The sequence below is a fragment of the Roseococcus microcysteis genome (assembly GCF_014764365.1).
In the GTDB taxonomy this organism is placed as follows: Bacteria; Pseudomonadota; Alphaproteobacteria; order Acetobacterales; family Acetobacteraceae; genus Roseococcus; species Roseococcus microcysteis.
The window spans coordinates 4076219-4091801 of sequence record NZ_CP061718.1 but is presented as its reverse complement, the minus strand read 5'-3'; the positions used below and the strand labels follow the sequence as shown (position 1 = coordinate 4091801).

Genomic DNA, 15583 nt, shown 5'->3' with positions numbered 1-15583 from the left:
CACATCCGCAAGGATATTGCGCGGCATGTCGCCCCAAAGCAACGAAACTCCGACCTCCGCCGCGCTCGACGCGATGGATCTGCGCATCCTGGCCGAACTTCAGGCGGATGGGCGAATCACCAATGTGGAATTGGCGCAGCGAGTGGGGCTCTCCGCGCCCCCCTGCCTGCGCCGCGTGCGCCGGTTGGAGGAGGCGGGGGTGCTGCGCGGCTACCATGCCGAGCTGGACCCGCAGGCGCTGGGTTTCGAGGTGACCTTCTTCGCCATCGTGGGCCTCGAAAGCCAGAAGCTGGCCGTGCTGGACGCCTTCGAGGCCGAGGTCACGGCCTGGCCCGAGGTGCGCGAATGCCACATGATCCGCGGCGGGGGCGACTTCCTGCTGCGCCTGGTCGCCCGCGACACCGCCCATGAGAACGAGCTGACGGGCCGGCTGACCGGGGCGCAGACGGTGCTGCGGGTGCAGACCCTGCAGACCATCCGCATCGGCAAGAACGCGCCCGGCGTGCCGATCTGGCCACTCGCCGACAAGGCGTGACGCAGTATCCATTTTCGCGTTGGTTGCACGGCCCGAATAAAATTCATCGCCTGTGGCCCAGGAATGACATTGTGTATTTGCGGCCACACATGGCGGGAAACCTACCGGAAGCGGGGCGGGAGGCTTGGACCGTCACGCGAATTTGACGCATAAAAACCTTGAGATTCGAAGAACGGAGAGCGGGTAGATGAAAAAGACGATCCTCGGTGCCGCGACGCTGGGCGCGATGGCCCTGGCCGTGACCGGCGCCTCCGCGCAGACGCAGATGCAGACGCAGCCGGCCAGCGGCTTCTATGTCGGCCTCGGCGTGGGTGCGAATTTCCATTCGCGCGAAAATGGCAATTTCGGCCCGGTGGGCGGCCGCATCGACTTCCGCACCGGCCATGTGGTGGTGCTGAACGCGGGCTACGCCTTCGGCAACGGCATCCGCGCCGAGATCGAGGCCGCCTACCGCGAGAACCAGGTGGACCACATCTCGGCCGGCGGCGTGCGCGCCAACCGGCAGCAGGGCTGGCTCCGCCAGTATGGCGTGATGGGCAACGCCTATTACGACATCCCCGTGGGCGTGAACCTGGGTGGCTTCTCCATCAACCCCTATGTGGGTGCGGGCCTCGGCTTCATGTGGAGCGACTACGACGACGTGCGCGGTGACTTCACCGGCTCGACCGTCGCGGTCATCAAGGGCTCGGGCCGCCTGGCCTTCCAGGGCATCGCGGGCATCGCGGTCGGTCTGGACGCCGTCGTTCCCGGCCTGTCGCTGACCACCGAGTACCGCTACCTGAACACCCGCGAGCGTGACGCCCGCTCGGCGCGCTTCACGGCGGTCGAGACGCGCGGCAGCTTCCGCGGCGACAACCACAACCACGCCGTGCTGCTCGGCCTGCGCTATGCCTTCGGCACGCCGGCGCCCACGCCGGTCGTGGCCCCGGCGCCCGCCCCGGCCCCGGCCCCGGCCCGCACCTTCCTCGTGTTCTTCGACTGGGATCGCGCCGACCTGACCGACCGCGCCCGCCAGATCATCGCGGAGGCCGCCACCAACGCCCGCACCGTGTCCTCGACCCGCATCGAGGTCTCGGGCCATGCGGACCGCACCGGTGCCGCCGCCTACAACCAGCGTCTGTCGGTGCGTCGCGCCGAGGCGGTGGCCGCCGAGCTGGTGCGCCGCGGCATCAACCGGAACGAGATCACGATCCAGGGCTTCGGCTTCGATCGTCCGCTCGTTCCGACCGCCCAGGGCGTGCGCGAGCCGCAGAACCGCCGCGTGGAAATCGTCCTGCGCTGAGGCGCGGGACTTTCCTTGCCGGAAACGGAAAGGGGCGCCGAGAGGCGCCCCTTTTCATTTGGCGGCGGCCTGGCCTTCAGCCCCGCCGGACCACATAGCCCCCCGCCTCGCTCGCCGCGATGATGGCATCGCCCTGGGCGGCGTCGCGCACCTCCACCATCAGGTGCAGCTCCGTGCTCTGCACGGTGGGCGCGCCGAAAAGCTGCTGGTGCTTCACCTCGATGACGTTGCCGCCCACGTCGGAGATGCGCTTCGAGATGTCGGCCAGCACGCCCGGCCGGTCGGGGATGTCGAAATGCAGGCGCAGGATGCGCCCGTCCCGCAGCAATTGCCGCAGCAGCACGTTGGACAGGGCACGGGCGTCAATATTGCCGCCGCAGACGGTGGTGCCCACCACCCTGCCCTTGAAGCGGTCCGGATGGGTCAGCACGGCGGCCAGGCCCACGGCGCCGGCGCCCTCGGCCACGACCTTGGCGCCCTCGGCCAGCAGGGCGACCGCCTGTTCGACCGCGCGCTCGGGCACCAGCAGCACCTCCACACCGAGGCCGCGCAGGATGGCGACGGCCTTCTCGCCCACGTCGCGCACCGCGATGCCTTCCGCGATGGTGGGCCCGCCGACCGCGACGGGCTGGCCCGCCAGGCGCTGTGCCATAGCGGGGTAGCCCTCCACCTCCACGCCGAAGACGGGCAGGCCCGGCCGCAGCTCCGCGACCGCCGTGGCCACGCCCGAGCACAGGCCGCCGCCGCCGACCGGGATGGCGAGGCATTCGATCTGCGGCGCATCCTCCAGCATTTCCAGCGCCATGGTCCCCTGCCCCGCGATCACGGCCGGGTCGTCATAGGGGTGGATGAAGGTCAGCCCCTCGCGCAGCGCAAGTTCATGGGCGTGGGAGGCGGCTTCGGCCAGGCTCTCGCCGAACAGCACCACGCGCGCGCCCCAGAACTCGGTGCGGACCACCTTGGTGGCCGGGGTGAAGCGCGGCATGACGATGGTGGCGGCCACGCCGGCCAGCTGCGCGTGGCGCGCCACCGCCTGGGCGTGGTTGCCGGCCGACATGGCGATGACGCCCGCCGCCTTCTCCCGCGCCGTCAGCAGAGCGAGGCGGTTGGCCGCCCCCCGCTCCTTGAAGGCGCCGGTGGCCTGGAGGTTGTCCAGCTTCAGCAGCACCCGCGTGCCGGCGGCGCGGCTGACCGCCGGGTTCTCCAGCGTGGGCGTGCGGATGACGGCGCCCTTGATGCGCTCGGCGGCCGCGCGGATGTCGGCGAGGGTGACGGCGGGCTTGGTGCCCAGCGCCACCGCGGCGTCTGCGGACATGTGGCGCGCCTTCAGCTGTAGGCGACGGCCGTGATCTCCACGGCCCGCGCGCCGCCGGGGGCCGGGACCTCGACGCTGTCGCCCACCGTCTTGCCCATCAGCGCCTTGGCGAGCGGGGAGGAGAGCGAGATGGAGCCCGTCTTCATGTCCGCCTCATACTGGCCGACGATGCGGTAGGTGGTCTCCTTCTCGGTCTCCTCGTCCACGATGGTGACGCGGGCGCCGAAGCGCACCTGGTTGCCGGTGATCTTGGAGACGTCAATGACCTCGACGGAGGGGATGATGGATTCGAGTTCGCCGATGCGGCCCTCGATGAAGGACTGGCGTTCCCGCGCGGCGTGGTATTCGGCGTTCTCCGAGAGGTCGCCATGGGCCCGCGCCTCCGCGATCGCCCGGATGATGGCCGGGCGCTCCTCGGATTTCAGATGCCGCAGTTCCTCTTCCAGCTTGGCCAGCCCCTCAGCGGTCATCGGGAACTTCTGCACGGGCAGTCTTCCTTCAAAGATGCCCTTCTCGCCGGCAAACCCGTTGCACAATGCGGCGACGAAGGGGGGAGGGTGGGTGCCTGATCGCCCCCACCCGTGAGGTCAGAATGACGTGGTAGAGTAGGATTGCAGGGGCGCCACATCAAGACTCTGCGTGCGCAGCGCCGTGATGGCGCCCACCGCCGCGCGGGCACCCGCCATGGTTGTATAGTGCGGCACCCCCTGCGTGAGCGCCGAGCGGCGGATGTCGAAGCTGTCCGACACGCTGCGCCCGCCGCCCGAGGTGTTGATGACGAGCTGGATCTCGCCCGACTTGATGGCGTCCACGCAATGCGGCCGGCCTTCCAGCACCTTGTTCACCACCGCGACGTCCAGCCCCGCCTCGCGCAGCCGCGCGGCCGTGCCGCGGGTGGCCATGATGCGGAAGCCGAGGTCGGACAGGCGCCGCGCCAGGCCCACGGCCGCCGCCTTGTCGCCCTCGCGCACGCTGATGAAGGCGGTGCCGGATTCGGGCAGCTTCACCCCCGCCCCCATCTGGGACTTGAGGAAGGCGCGTTCGAAGCTGGTGTCGAGGCCCATCACCTCGCCGGTGGACTTCATCTCGGGGCCGAGCAGCACGTCCACGCCGGGGAAGCGGTTGAAGGGGAAGACGGCTTCCTTCACCGCGACATGGCCGGAGACGGCGTCGTCATCCAGCTTGAACTCCGACAGCTTCGCACCCGCCATGACGCGCGCGCCGATCTTGGCGACGGCGACGCCCGTGGCCTTCGCCACGAAGGGCACGGTGCGGGAGGCGCGGGGGTTCACCTCCAGCACATAGATCTCGCCATCCTTCACCGCGTATTGCACGTTCATCAGGCCGCGGACCTTGAGGGCGCGCGCCATGGCCTCCGTCTCGGCCTTCAGCTCGGTCACGATGGAGGGCGGCAGGGAATAGGGCGGGAGCGAGCAGGCGCTGTCCCCCGAATGGATGCCCGCCTCCTCGATGTGCTCCATGACGCCGGCCACATAGACCTGGCCATCGGCGTCGGCGATGCAGTCCACATCCACCTCGATCGCGTCCTGGAGATACTGGTCAATGAGGATGGGGTTCTCGCCGGAGACGCGCACCGCCTCCACACCGAAGCGGCGCAGCTGTTCGGCATTATGGGCGATTTCCATGGCGCGGCCGCCCAGCACGTAGCTGGGGCGCACCACGACCGGGTAGCCGATGCGGGCGGCTTCGGCCTCCGCCTCGTCCAGGTTGCGCGCGGTGCCGTTCTGCGGCTGCTTGAGACCCAGGCCGCGCAGCAGAAGCTGGAAGCGTTCGCGGTCCTCGGCGATGTCAATGGCCTCGGCGCTGGTGCCCAGGATGGGGATGCCGGCGCGGTCCAGGGCCTGCGACAGCTTCAGCGGCGTCTGCCCGCCATACTGCACGATGCAACCCAGCACCTCGCCGCTCTCCTGCTCGCGGCGGATCAGGGCGATCACGTCCTCGGGCGTCAGCGGCTCGAAATAGAGGCGGTCACTGGTGTCGTAGTCGGTGCTGACCGTCTCGGGGTTGCAGTTGACCATGATGGTCTCGAAGCCGGCCCCGCCATGCTTGGCGGAGAGCGCGTAGCAGGCATGGACGCAGCAATAGTCGAACTCGATGCCCTGGCCGATGCGGTTGGGCCCGCCGCCGAGGATGACCACCTTCTTTGCGCTGGTGGGGCGGGATTCGCAGACGGGGTCGCCATAGCCGCCCTCATAGGTGGAGTACATGTAGGGTGTGTCGGAGGCGAATTCGGCCGCGCAGGTGTCAATGCGCTTGTAGACGGGGCGCACGCCCAGCGCCTCGCGCGCGGCGGCGACGGCCTCCTCCTTCTGGCCCGTGATCCGGGCGAGCTGCTTGTCGGAGAAGCCCAGCGCCTTCACCGCGCGCAGCGCCTGGGCGGTGCGGGGCAGGCCGTTTTCGCGCACGCCCTTCTCCGCGTCCACGATGCGCGCGATCTCGCGGATGAACCACGGGTCGAACTTGCAGGCGGCATGGATGGCATCCACCGACATGCCAGCGCGCAGCGCCTGGGCCACGGTCAGGATGCGGTCCGGGCGGGGCGAGGCCAGCGAGGCGTGGAAGGCCTCATGGCTGCCATCGCCGGGGGGCGCTTCCTCGTCGAGGCCGGAAAGCCCCGTCTCCAGGCTGCGCAGCCCCTTCTGGAGCGCTTCCGCGAAGGAACGGCCGATGGCCATGGCCTCGCCCACGCTCTTCATGGAGGTGGTCAGCGTCGCCGGCGTGCCGGGGAATTTCTCGAAGGTGAAGCGGGGAATCTTCACCACCACATAGTCGATCGTCGGCTCGAAGCTGGCCGGCGTCACCATGGTGATGTCGTTCTTCAGCTCATCCAGCGTGTAGCCGACGGCGAGCTTGGCCGCGATCTTGGCGATGGGGAAACCCGTGGCCTTCGACGCCAGCGCGGAGGAACGCGAGACGCGCGGGTTCATCTCGATGATGACCATGCGGCCATCGGCCGGGTTGATGCCGAACTGCACGTTCGATCCGCCCGTGTCCACGCCGATCTCGCGCAGGCAGGCGATGGAGGCGTCGCGCATGCGCTGGTATTCGCGGTCCGTCAGCGTCAGCGCGGGGGCGATGGTCACGCTGTCGCCGGTATGGACGCCCATCGGGTCCAGGTTCTCGATGGAGCAGATGATGATGCAGTTGTCCGCGCGGTCGCGGACCACCTCCATCTCGAACTCCTTCCAGCCCAACACGCTTTCCTCGACCAACACTTCGTTGGTCATGGAGGCGTCGAGGCCGGCGGCGATGATCTGCTCGAATTCCTCGCGGTTGTAGGCGATGCCGCCGCCGGTGCCGCCCAGGGTGAAGCTCGGGCGGATGACGCAGGGCAGGCCCACCTGCTCCAGCGCCGCGCGGGCTTCGTCCATGGAGTGCGCGATGGCGCTGCGCGGGCTCTCGATGCCGATCTTGCTCATCGCATCGCGGAATTTCTGGCGGTCCTCGGCCTTGTCGATGACCTCGGCCTTCGCGCCGATCAGCTCGCAGCCGTATTTCGTGAGAACGCCCGCCGCGTCCAGCTTCAGCGCGGTGTTGAGCGCCGTCTGCCCGCCCATGGTGGGCAGCAGCGCGTCGGGGCGTTCCTTCGCGATGATCTTCTCGACGACCTCGGGCGTGATGGGCTCGATATAGGTCGCGTCCGCCAGCCCCGGGTCCGTCATGATGGTGGCGGGGTTGGAGTTCACCAGGATGACGCGATAGCCCTCGGCGCGCAGCGCCTTGCAGGCCTGGGCGCCCGAATAGTCGAACTCGCAGGCCTGGCCGATGACGATCGGCCCGGCGCCGATGATGAGGATGGATTGGATGTCGGTGCGCTTGGGCATGATCAGCCGCCTGTGTTGCGCCGCGCGAGGAAGACCAGCAGCGCGGGGGTGAGGATGTGGCCCGGGATCACGAACACCCACCAGGTGACGTGCCAGGGCGCGGGGATGAGCAATGTCAGAAGCAGGTGAAGGGCGAGCGACGCCGCGGCCGCCGCCAGGATGCCCGGCGCGCCGGGCCAGCGCCGCTGCGTGACGCGCGAGAGCATGGTCACGACCAGCCCCGTGTAGAGCAGCCCCTGCAGGATAATGAGAATCTGGGTCACGCTTGCCCCCCCTTTTCCTGTTTCCAGGCCGACCACAGCAGGGCCGGCAGCAGCAGCAGATGCGGCACGCCCCAGAGCGCCAGGGCGGTGGAGACGTGCTCGGGCTCCAGCATCAGCAGGGTCACGCTGTGGACCGTGCAGGAGAGGGCGAAGGCGACGATGGCCGCGCGCATGGGGCGCATCAGCTTCTTCAGCGAATGCGCCATCCAGAACAGCACCAGGCCCGAATAGCCCAGCGCCATCAGCCCCAGAAGGAAACCGTTCATCGCGCCACCCTGCCCTTCCACCACAGCACCAGGGCCGCGATGCCGTGCGACACGGTCACCAGGATCACCACCGGCCAGGGGTTGCCCGGTGGTGCGAAGCCGATGGCGTGCAGCAGCAGTCCCAGCATGAGCATGGAGGTACCGAAGGCGGCACTCCGCCGGCGGATGAAGCCGCCCAGCGCGATCACGGTCACCAACGCCACCAGCGTCGTGCCCGCCAGCAGCGCGCCCAGCGCGAAGAGGGTCAGCAGCGTGTCGGCCATCAGCCGCTCCGCCCATCGGTCAGCGCGAGCTTCACCGCGATCAGCGCCAGCGCGCCGCCCAGCAGCCAGCGTTGCACCGCCATCCAGCCCGGATTGCTGCCCAGGAAGCGCGCGGTGGCCGCCGCACCCCGCACCAGCACCGCGTCGAAGGCCGTGCAAAGCCCGATCTGCACCGCGCCCAATATGGCCGCCTGCACGAACACATCGCCCCGCGCGGGGTCGAGGAAGGGCGGCAGCACGGCCACATAGAACAGCGCCACCTTGGGGTTCAGCGCGGCGGTGGCGAAGCCCACGGCAAACAGGCGCCCATCGGGCTCGGCCGGCAGGGCGCGGGGCGCGAAGAGCGGCTCGCCCCCCGGCCGCACGCATTGCCAGGCGAGCCACATCAGATAGGCCGCGCCGCCCAGCCGCAGCGCATCCCAGGCATAGGGGATGGCCAGCAGCGCGGCCGTGATGCCCGCCGCCGCGCAGAGCATGATGGCGAGCGACCCCGCCTGGCAGCCGATCAGCGACACCATCCCCGCCCGCGTGCCCTGCGCGAGCGAGCGCGAGACGAGGTAGAGCATGTTCGGCCCCGGCGTGATGGCGAGCCCCAGCGAGAGGGCGGCGAAGACCAGCAGCGTGTCGAGCGAGGGCATGCGCTCAGCCCTCCAGCAGCCGGCGCAGCATCGGCTCCACGTCGCGCTTGCCCTGGCCCATGGCGCGTTCGATCTCGTCCACGGCGCGCAGCGCGGGGGTGAGGCCGTGTTCGCCGAGCTCGATCAGCCCCGCGGTGCTGAGGCGTTCCAGCGCCGTCTCCAGCACGTTGCGGCCGAATTGCAGGTTCTGCTCCCGCCTTGGGTGTGGCGAGAGGCGGCTGCGGAGCTTGTCGAGTGCGGCGCCATCAATGGGCGAGACATCCTCGCGCCACAGCTTGTAGCTGGCCAGCAGCAGGAACTGCTCGGTGGCGCGCAGCGAGAGCACGCGCGGATGCGCGGCCGACAGCTCCTCGAAGCGCATCCAGGCGGGCAGGTCCATAATCAGCCCTGGATCGAATACCCGCCATCCACCGCGATGGATGTGCCGGTGATGTAGGCGGCGGCGTCGGAGGCGTAGAAGGCCGCGATCCCCTCGAAATCCTCGGGCGTGCCCCAGCGGCCGGCGGGGGCGCGGGCGCGCACATTGTCGTCCAGGCCGGGAATGTCGCGGCGGGCGCCGCGCGTCAGGTCGGTGTCAATCCAGCCCGGCAGCACGCAATTCACCGTGATGCCATCCTTCGCCCAGGCCGTGGCGAGGGACTTCGTCAGCTGCACCACCGCCCCCTTGGACGAGGCATAGGCCGCATGCAGCGGCATGCCGAAGATGGAGAGCATGGAGCCGTTGTTGATCACCCGGCCCACGCCACCCGCCTTCATGTGCGGATAGGCCGCCTGGGCCGCGAACATCGCACTCGTCAGGTTGGTGTTCAGCACCGTGTGCCAGTCCTGGAGCGTCACCTGCTCGGGCGGGCGGCGGATATTGGTGCCGGCATTGTTCACCAGGATGTCGAGGCGCCCCAGCACCTCCACGCAGCGGGCCACCATGGCCTTCAGCGAGTCCGGGTCGGTGACGTCCACCTCCACGCTGGCAGCGGTGGCGCCGAGTTCCTCCAGCGCCGTGACGGCCGCCGCGTTCTTGGCCGCGTCACGCCCGGCCACCATCACGGCGGCGCCATTGCGCGCCAGCCCCCGCGCGAAGCCGAGCCCGATGCCGCCATTGCCCCCGGTGACGAGGGCCACGCGCCCTGACAGGTCGAACATCGCAAACCCCTCCCTTTGATGGTTCAGGCCGCCTTGGCCTCCGCCATCATCGCCACGAAGCGGTGGAAGAGGTAGTGGCTGTCGCTCGGGCCGGGGCTCGCCTCGGGGTGGTATTGCACGCTGAAGGCCGGGCGGTCGGTGGCCGCGATGCCCTCATTGCTGCCGTCGAAGAGGCTGATATGCGTCACCTTGGCCGTGGAAGGCAGGGTGGAGGCATCCACCGCGAAGCCGTGATTCTGGCTGGTGATCTCGACGCGGCCGGTGGCGAGGTCCTGCACGGGCTGGTTGGCGCCGCGGTGCCCGCGATCGAGCTTGTAGGTGCGCGCGCCCAGGGCCAGCGCCAGCAATTGATGCCCGAGGCAGATGCCGAAGGTGGGAATCCGCTGCTCCAGCACCGCCCGGATGGCGGGCACGGCGTATTCGCCCGTCGCCGCCGGGTCGCCGGGGCCGTTGGAGAGGAACACGCCGTCGGGCTTCTCGCGGAGAATATCCTCGGCGGTGGCGGTGGCGGGCAGCACGGTCACGGCGCAGCCGGCATCGGCCAGGCAGCGCAGGATGTTGCGCTTCGCGCCATAGTCCAGCGCCACGACGCGGAAGCGCGGGGCCTCCTGCTTGCCGAAGCCCGTGCCCCAGGACCAGCGCGTCTCGTCCCAGGCATAGGCCTGGCGGGCGGTGACATCCTTGGCGAGGTCCATCCCCTCCAGGCCGGGCCAGGACTTCGCCTGGGCCGTCAGCGCCGCGATGTCGAAGCGGCCATCGGCCGGATAGGCCAGCACGCCATTGGGCGCGCCGCCATCGCGGATGCGGATGGTCAGCGCCCGCGTGTCCACGCCCGCGATGCCGGGAATGTTGTGGCGCTTCAGCCAGTCCTGCAGATGCGCCGTCGCGCGATAATTGGCGGGCTCGGTCAGATCCTGCTTCACCACCAGGCCGCGGCAGGCGGGGTTGGCCGCCTCCATGTCCTCGGGGTTGGTGCCGACATTGCCGATATGCGGGAAGGTGAAGGCGATGATCTGCGCGGCGTAGGAGGGGTCGGTCAGCGTCTCCTGGTAGCCCGTCATGCCGGTGTTGAAGCAGATCTCGGCCACCGCGGTGCCATGGGCGCCGAAGCCGCGGCCCCAGAAGACGCTGCCATCGTCCAGCACGAGCGCGGCGGTGGCACCTTCGGGGGCGGTCTCGGTCATCGGCGTTTCCTTGGTTGGGCGCGGCGTGGAGGAGGGTGCCCCAGGCAGGGCGTCCAGCGGAAGGCCGGTGGCCTGCATCACCGCGGCCCAGTGGCGGGCCGGGATGGCGCGGGCCTGTCGCCATTTCCGGATGGCCTCGGTGCCCACCTGACAGGTTACGGCGGCCGCTTCGGCCCCACCCATGAGGGCGAGGATGTCTTCCACACTGCGCATGGGCTAGACTATGTGGGAAATCACTTCCCACTTCAAGGCGAGATCACACGCCCTGGGAAAAACCCTCCACGCATAGGAAGCCCGCCATGAGCCTGCGCGACCGATTCACCGCCGAACTCAAGACCTCCATGCTCGCCAAGGACGCGCCGCGCACCGCGGCGCTCCGCATGATCACGGCCAAGCTCAAGGACACGGACATCGCCGCCCGCCCCGGCCCGCCGGTGGATGACGCCGCCATCATCGCCATGCTGCGGGGCATGGCGAAGTCGCGTCGCGAATCCGTGGAACTCTACCGCCAGGGCAACCGGCCGGAACTCGCCGAAAAGGAAGAGGCCGAGATCAGCGTCATCGAATCCTTCCTCCCCCAGCAGATGGACGAGGCCGCCATGGCCGCCGCCGTCCAGCAGGCCGTGGCCGAAACGGGCGCCGCCTCCATCAAGGAGATGGGCAAGGTCATGGCCGCCCTGAAAGCCAAACACGCCGCCAGCCTGGACATGGCCAAGGCCGGCCCGCTGGTGAAGGCGGCACTGGGCGGGTAAGGGCGCGCCTGGGCCCGCTGGCAGGGGCTGCCGCCCCCGCCAGACCACCCCCGCCAGGGGCCATGGGCCCCTGACCCCATCTGTGATGGCCATTTGCAGGGAGGGGCGTCACAGGCGCGCCTGTGGTCACGGACGCACCATGCCCCTCCCTGCAAATGGCCATGAGACGGGTTCCGAGGGCCAAGGCCCCCGGCGGGAGGGGTCTGGGGAGGGCGGCGCCCTCCCCGGCGGCGCCGAGCGCCCCCTACCCCGCCCGGTCGCCCGCCTTGTGTTCCGTGGTGCCCAGGGCGTCGGCCAGGCGGGTGGTGGCGCTGCCGGGGCGGGCGGGTTTCTGCTGGCTCTCGTGCGGCGCCCAGCCGGTCATCACCAGGATGGGGGCGTCGTGGCGCAGCGGCAGGGTGGCGAAGGCCTGGGGGAAGAGGGCGCGCGGTGGCGTGCGGGGGTCACGGGCGCGGATGGCGTTGGTTTCGCCGGCCGCCCGCAGGTCGGCCACCAGGGCCATGGGGTGGCGCCATTCCAGCGAAAGCCGGTCCTGGTCCGCCACCGGCAGGGCGAAGCCCGCGCGTTGCAGAAGGGAAGCCAGGTCCCGCAGTTCAGGAAAGGGCGAGACGCGGGGCGAAATGCCGCCACGGGTTTCGCTCTCGGCGGCGGCGAGGGCTTCGCGGAGGGGCTGCAGCGTGCCGAGGCCGGGCAGGCTGGCCAGGAACAGCCCGTCGGGCGCCAGGGCCTGGCGCAGCTGGACCAGGGCGCCCGGGAGGTCATTGACCATGTGCAGGCTGAGGCTGGCCACGATCAGGTCGAAGCTGTGCGGTGCGAAGGGGAGCCATTCCTCATCGGCGGCGATGGGCATGCCACCCGCGCGGGCCGCCATGGGCGCGGCGAGGTCCATGGACACCACGAAGGGAATGCCGCGCGCGGCCAGAAGCGGTGCCACGGCGCCGCGCCCGCCCAGGTCCAGCGCGCGGGTGAAGCGGCGCGTGGTGTCGTCGAGGCGGTCGAGCAGGATCTCGGCGGCGGCGTCGAGGATGGGCGCCACCTCGTGCACGCGCGGGGCCGCGCGGGCGCGGCGGCGGGCGAGCAGGGTGCGGTCGAAGATCTCGGGTGCGGCTTCCACCGAGTTCATGTGCGGCCCGTGGCGCCCCGGCGCAAGCGGGGGTAGCATCGGGGCCGCATCGAGGAGGAACCGAGCCATGAACACCATGGACGTCAAGGCGGCCCGCACCGCCGCCGTCGCCGCCGCCGTCGGCCGCGTGCGCGAGATCGAAACCCGCATGGGCGTCACGCGCGAGGCGCTGGAGGCCATCAAGGCCGAGCTGCTGCAACTGGCCGCCCAGGAACACCTGTTTCCCTCCAGCGAATTCCCGCCCCCGCCCAATGGCGAGAAGGGCAGCAACCGCTATCTGCTGCGCGAGGAGGACAACAACCGCTTCGCCCTCTACCTGAACGCGCTGAACCCCGGCAATTCCACCAAGCCGCATGACCACACCACCTGGGCCGTGGTCGTCGCCGTGGACGGGCAGGAGCTGAACAAGGTCTATGACCGCGTGGATGACGGCTCCGACCCCGCGCGCTGCGAGATGCGCGTGCGCGAGGAGATCATGGTGGAGCCCGGCCGCGGCATCGCGCTGATGCCCGAGGACATCCATTCCATCCACACCACCGGCGAGCGGCCGACGCGCCACCTGCACATGTATGGGCTGGCGCTGGAAAAGCTGGAGGGCCGCCGCGCCTTCGACGACAAGACCGGCGAGGTCAGCTTCTACAACAAGAGCTTCATGAAGCCGACCGCCGGCACCGACCGCTGATGCAAGTGGTGGATGCGGCCACGCTGAAGGCGTGGATCGGCGCGGGGCGCGAACTGGCCATCCTCGACGCGCGCGAGGAGGGCGAGTTCGGCCATGGCCATTTGTTCTGGGCCGTCCCCTGCCCGCTCTCCAAGCGGGAGATCCGGGCACGGGCGCTGCTGCCGCGGCTGGACGCGACGGTGGTCTGCGTGGATGGCGGCGAGGGTCATGCGGAGAAGCTCGCGGCCTTCCTGGAGGGCATCGGCGCGACCGATGTCCATGTGCTGCAAGGCGGCACCCCGGCCTGGGAGGCGGCGGGCTATGTGGTCTTCACGGGCGTGCATGTGCCCTCCAAGGCCTTCGGCGAATGGGTGGAGCACCACTACGGCACCGAAAGCCTGGATGCGAAGGAGCTGGACGCGCTGGTGAAGGCGGGGACGGATCTCGTCATCCTCGACAGCCGGCCGATGGACGAGTTCCAGCGGATGAGCATTCCGGGCGGGGTGAACGTGCCGGGCGGTGAGCTGGCCTATCGCATCGCGGATCTGGTGCCGAACCCCGAGACGACCATCGTGGTGAATTGCGCGGGACGCACCCGCAGCATCATGGGCGCGGAGAGCCTGCGCCAGGCGGGCGTGCCCAACAAGGTCGTCGCACTTCGCAACGGCACCATGGGGTGGGAGCTGGCCGGGCTGCAGGTCGCGCGCGGGCAGAGCGCGAGCTACCCGCCCGGCACGCCCGCCACCGCCGCCCTGGCCCTGGAGCGCGCCACGGCCTTCGCGGCCCGGACAGGGGTGCGCGAATGCACCCGCGCCGAGGCCGAGGCCATGCGCGCCGAGGCTGGCCGCACCACCTATGCGCTGGATGTGCGGGCACTCGATGAATACGCGGCCGGGCACATTCCGGGCTTCCGCCACGCGCCCGGCGGGCAGCTGGTGCAGGCCACCGACCAATGGATCGCGGTGCGGGGCGCGCGCGTCATCCTGGCCGACAACGACACGGTGCGCGCGCGGATGAGCGCCTCCTGGCTGCGGTTGATGGGGGGGTGGGAGGTGTTCGTCGTCACCGACCCGCTCTCGGGCGCGCTGGAGACGGGGCCCTGGGTGCCCTCGCTGACGCACACGCCCTCGGCGCCCGTCGTGACGCCGGAGGCGCTGGCGAAGGAGACGGGGGTGACGGTGGTGGACCTCGCGCGGTCCATCGATTTCCGGGCCGGGCATATCCCGGGCAGCGTCTGGGCGGTGCGCGGGCGGCTGCCGGAGATCACGGGGCCGGTCGTCATCACCGCACCCGACCCGCTGCTGGCGCATCTGGCGGCGGCGGAGACTTTGGGCGCCCGGGTGCTGGAAGGCGGGGTCGCCGCCTGGCGCGCCGCCGGCCTGCCCCTCGCCACCGACCGGCAGAACCCGCCGGACGAGGCCTGTGTGGACTGGTACCTCCGCCCCTATGACCGCAACAGCGGCATCGAGGAGGCCATGCACGCCTATCTCTCCTGGGAGATTGACCTGGTGCATGAGGTGGCGCGCGACGGTGACGCGCCCTTCGGGGCTTGGTAGCGGGGGCCTTACGGCGACTGGGCATCGGCGCGCTGGACGCGCTGCTGCCCCCCCATTGCCTGACCTGCGACGCCCCGGTGGAGGCGCAGGGCGGGCTCTGCGCCGACTGCTTCGGCAAGCTTTCCTTCGTCTCGGCGCCCTTCTGCGTGCGTTGCGGGGTGCCCTTCCCGCATGCGGGCATGGGCACGCCCATGGCCGACGGCGCCTGGTGCGAGGCCTGCGTCGAGGCCCCCCTGCCTTCACCGCAGCCCGCGCGGCGCTGCGCTATGACGCCGGCGCCAAGGCGCTGATCCTGCCCTTCAAGCACCGCGACGCGGTGGAGATGGCCCGCCCCCTCGCCCGCCACATGGCCCGCGCGGGGCGCGAATTGCTGGCCGAGGCCGACATGCTGCTGCCCGTGCCGCTGCACCGCTGGCGCCTCTTCGCGCGGCGGCACAACCAGGCGGCGCTGCTGGCGGCGGCGCTGTCACGCCTGTCGGGCGTGCCGCACCGGCCGCTGCTGCTGCGACGGCTGCGGCGCACGCGGCCCCTGGGCGAGATGGGCGCGCGCGACCGCGCGATGGAGCTGGAAGGCGCCTTCGGGCTGGCGCCTGGCGCCGCGCGGCTGTTGGCCGGGCGGCGGGTGGTGCTGGTGGATGACGTGCTGACCAGCGGCGCCACGGCCGATGCCTGCGCCCGCGCCCTGCTGGCGGGCGGGGCGGCGCGGGTGGATGTGCTGGCGGCGGCGCGGGTGCCGGACCCGCGGATGGAGGGCGCCTGA

At 70.4% G+C, this 15583-nt stretch carries 18 protein-coding genes; 7 read left to right on the top strand and 11 right to left on the bottom strand.

Features of this window, described 5'->3' with window-relative positions; genetic code table 11:
• Positions 1 to 25 precede the first annotated feature (25 nt).
• Together ICW72_RS19830 and ICW72_RS19825 are read left to right on the top strand one after the other, a co-directional pair.
• Entirely contained in the window at positions 26 to 535 is a 510-nt protein-coding gene (locus ICW72_RS19830) for an Lrp/AsnC family transcriptional regulator (protein ID WP_184384871.1), read from the top strand.
• Between the two features lie 187 nt (positions 536 to 722).
• Positions 723 to 1817: an OmpA family protein gene (locus tag ICW72_RS19825; RefSeq protein ID WP_191084241.1), complete on the top strand. Its 1095-nt coding sequence runs from the start codon at positions 723 to 725 to the stop codon at positions 1815 to 1817.
• 76 nt (positions 1818 to 1893) lie between these two features.
• On the opposite strand, the gene ICW72_RS19820 is transcribed toward ICW72_RS19825, so the two are convergent.
• The 10 genes from ICW72_RS19820 to carA form a co-directional block, all read right to left on the bottom strand.
• Complete coding sequence (locus ICW72_RS19820) at positions 1894 to 3132, bottom strand: threonine ammonia-lyase (RefSeq protein ID WP_191084240.1); 1239 nt, start codon at positions 3130 to 3132, stop codon at positions 1894 to 1896.
• A gap of 11 nt (positions 3133 to 3143) precedes the next feature.
• Positions 3144 to 3617, bottom strand: coding sequence for a transcription elongation factor GreA (greA, locus tag ICW72_RS19815; protein WP_184384877.1), 474 nt, complete (start codon positions 3615 to 3617; stop codon positions 3144 to 3146).
• Positions 3618 to 3719: 102 nt separating this feature from the next.
• Complete coding sequence (gene carB / locus ICW72_RS19810) at positions 3720 to 6977, bottom strand: carbamoyl-phosphate synthase large subunit (protein WP_191084239.1); 3258 nt, start codon at positions 6975 to 6977, stop codon at positions 3720 to 3722.
• Positions 6978 to 6979: 2 nt separating this feature from the next.
• Entirely contained in the window at positions 6980 to 7240 is a 261-nt protein-coding gene (locus ICW72_RS19805) for a hypothetical protein (protein WP_191084238.1), read from the bottom strand.
• On the bottom strand, positions 7237 to 7506 hold the full coding sequence (locus ICW72_RS19800; protein WP_191084237.1) for a hypothetical protein: 270 nt from the start codon (positions 7504 to 7506) through the stop codon (positions 7237 to 7239). Before ICW72_RS19800 ends, ICW72_RS19805 begins: the two co-directional genes overlap by 4 nt.
• A complete protein-coding gene (locus tag ICW72_RS19795) occupies positions 7503 to 7769 on the bottom strand; it encodes a hypothetical protein (RefSeq protein WP_191084236.1) in 267 nt (88 codons plus the stop codon). The genes ICW72_RS19800 and ICW72_RS19795 overlap by 4 nt, the downstream gene beginning before the upstream one ends.
• On the bottom strand, positions 7769 to 8407 hold the full coding sequence (locus tag ICW72_RS19790; RefSeq protein ID WP_191084235.1) for a LysE family translocator: 639 nt from the start codon (positions 8405 to 8407) through the stop codon (positions 7769 to 7771). The genes ICW72_RS19795 and ICW72_RS19790 overlap by 1 nt, the downstream gene beginning before the upstream one ends.
• A gap of 4 nt (positions 8408 to 8411) precedes the next feature.
• Positions 8412 to 8786 (bottom strand): hypothetical protein, encoded by a 375-nt coding sequence (locus ICW72_RS19785; protein WP_191084234.1) that lies wholly within the window; start codon positions 8784 to 8786, stop codon positions 8412 to 8414.
• 2 nt (positions 8787 to 8788) lie between these two features.
• A complete protein-coding gene (locus ICW72_RS19780; RefSeq protein WP_191084233.1) occupies positions 8789 to 9547 on the bottom strand; it encodes an SDR family NAD(P)-dependent oxidoreductase in 759 nt (252 codons plus the stop codon).
• A gap of 23 nt (positions 9548 to 9570) precedes the next feature.
• On the bottom strand, positions 9571 to 10944 hold the full coding sequence (gene carA, locus ICW72_RS19775; RefSeq protein ID WP_191084232.1) for a glutamine-hydrolyzing carbamoyl-phosphate synthase small subunit: 1374 nt from the start codon (positions 10942 to 10944) through the stop codon (positions 9571 to 9573).
• Between the two features lie 86 nt (positions 10945 to 11030).
• Here carA and ICW72_RS19770 point away from each other — a divergent pair, with 86 nt between their 5' ends.
• Positions 11031 to 11483, top strand: coding sequence for a GatB/YqeY domain-containing protein (locus ICW72_RS19770; protein WP_191084231.1), 453 nt, complete (start codon positions 11031 to 11033; stop codon positions 11481 to 11483).
• A gap of 244 nt (positions 11484 to 11727) precedes the next feature.
• Here the strand turns inward: ICW72_RS19770 and ICW72_RS19765 are convergent, their stop codons facing one another.
• A complete protein-coding gene (locus tag ICW72_RS19765) occupies positions 11728 to 12606 on the bottom strand; it encodes a methyltransferase domain-containing protein (protein ID WP_191084230.1) in 879 nt (292 codons plus the stop codon).
• Between the two features lie 67 nt (positions 12607 to 12673).
• Here ICW72_RS19765 and ICW72_RS19760 point away from each other — a divergent pair, with 67 nt between their 5' ends.
• The 4 genes from ICW72_RS19760 to ICW72_RS19750 are packed head-to-tail and all read left to right on the top strand — an operon-like array spanning position 12674 to position 15583.
• Positions 12674 to 13288 carry a cysteine dioxygenase family protein gene (locus ICW72_RS19760; protein WP_191084229.1) on the top strand — a complete coding sequence of 205 codons (615 nt, stop codon included), beginning with the start codon at positions 12674 to 12676 and terminating at the stop codon, positions 13286 to 13288.
• Positions 13288 to 14823, top strand: a complete 1536-nt coding sequence (locus tag ICW72_RS19755) for a rhodanese-like domain-containing protein (RefSeq protein WP_191084228.1) — start codon at positions 13288 to 13290, stop codon at positions 14821 to 14823. Before ICW72_RS19760 ends, ICW72_RS19755 begins: the two co-directional genes overlap by 1 nt.
• Positions 14817 to 15113 carry a double zinc ribbon domain-containing protein gene (locus ICW72_RS21260; RefSeq protein ID WP_332308951.1) on the top strand — a complete coding sequence of 99 codons (297 nt, stop codon included), beginning with the start codon at positions 14817 to 14819 and terminating at the stop codon, positions 15111 to 15113. Before ICW72_RS19755 ends, ICW72_RS21260 begins: the two co-directional genes overlap by 7 nt.
• A complete protein-coding gene (locus tag ICW72_RS19750; RefSeq protein ID WP_332308950.1) occupies positions 15032 to 15583 on the top strand; it encodes a ComF family protein in 552 nt (183 codons plus the stop codon). Before ICW72_RS21260 ends, ICW72_RS19750 begins: the two co-directional genes overlap by 82 nt.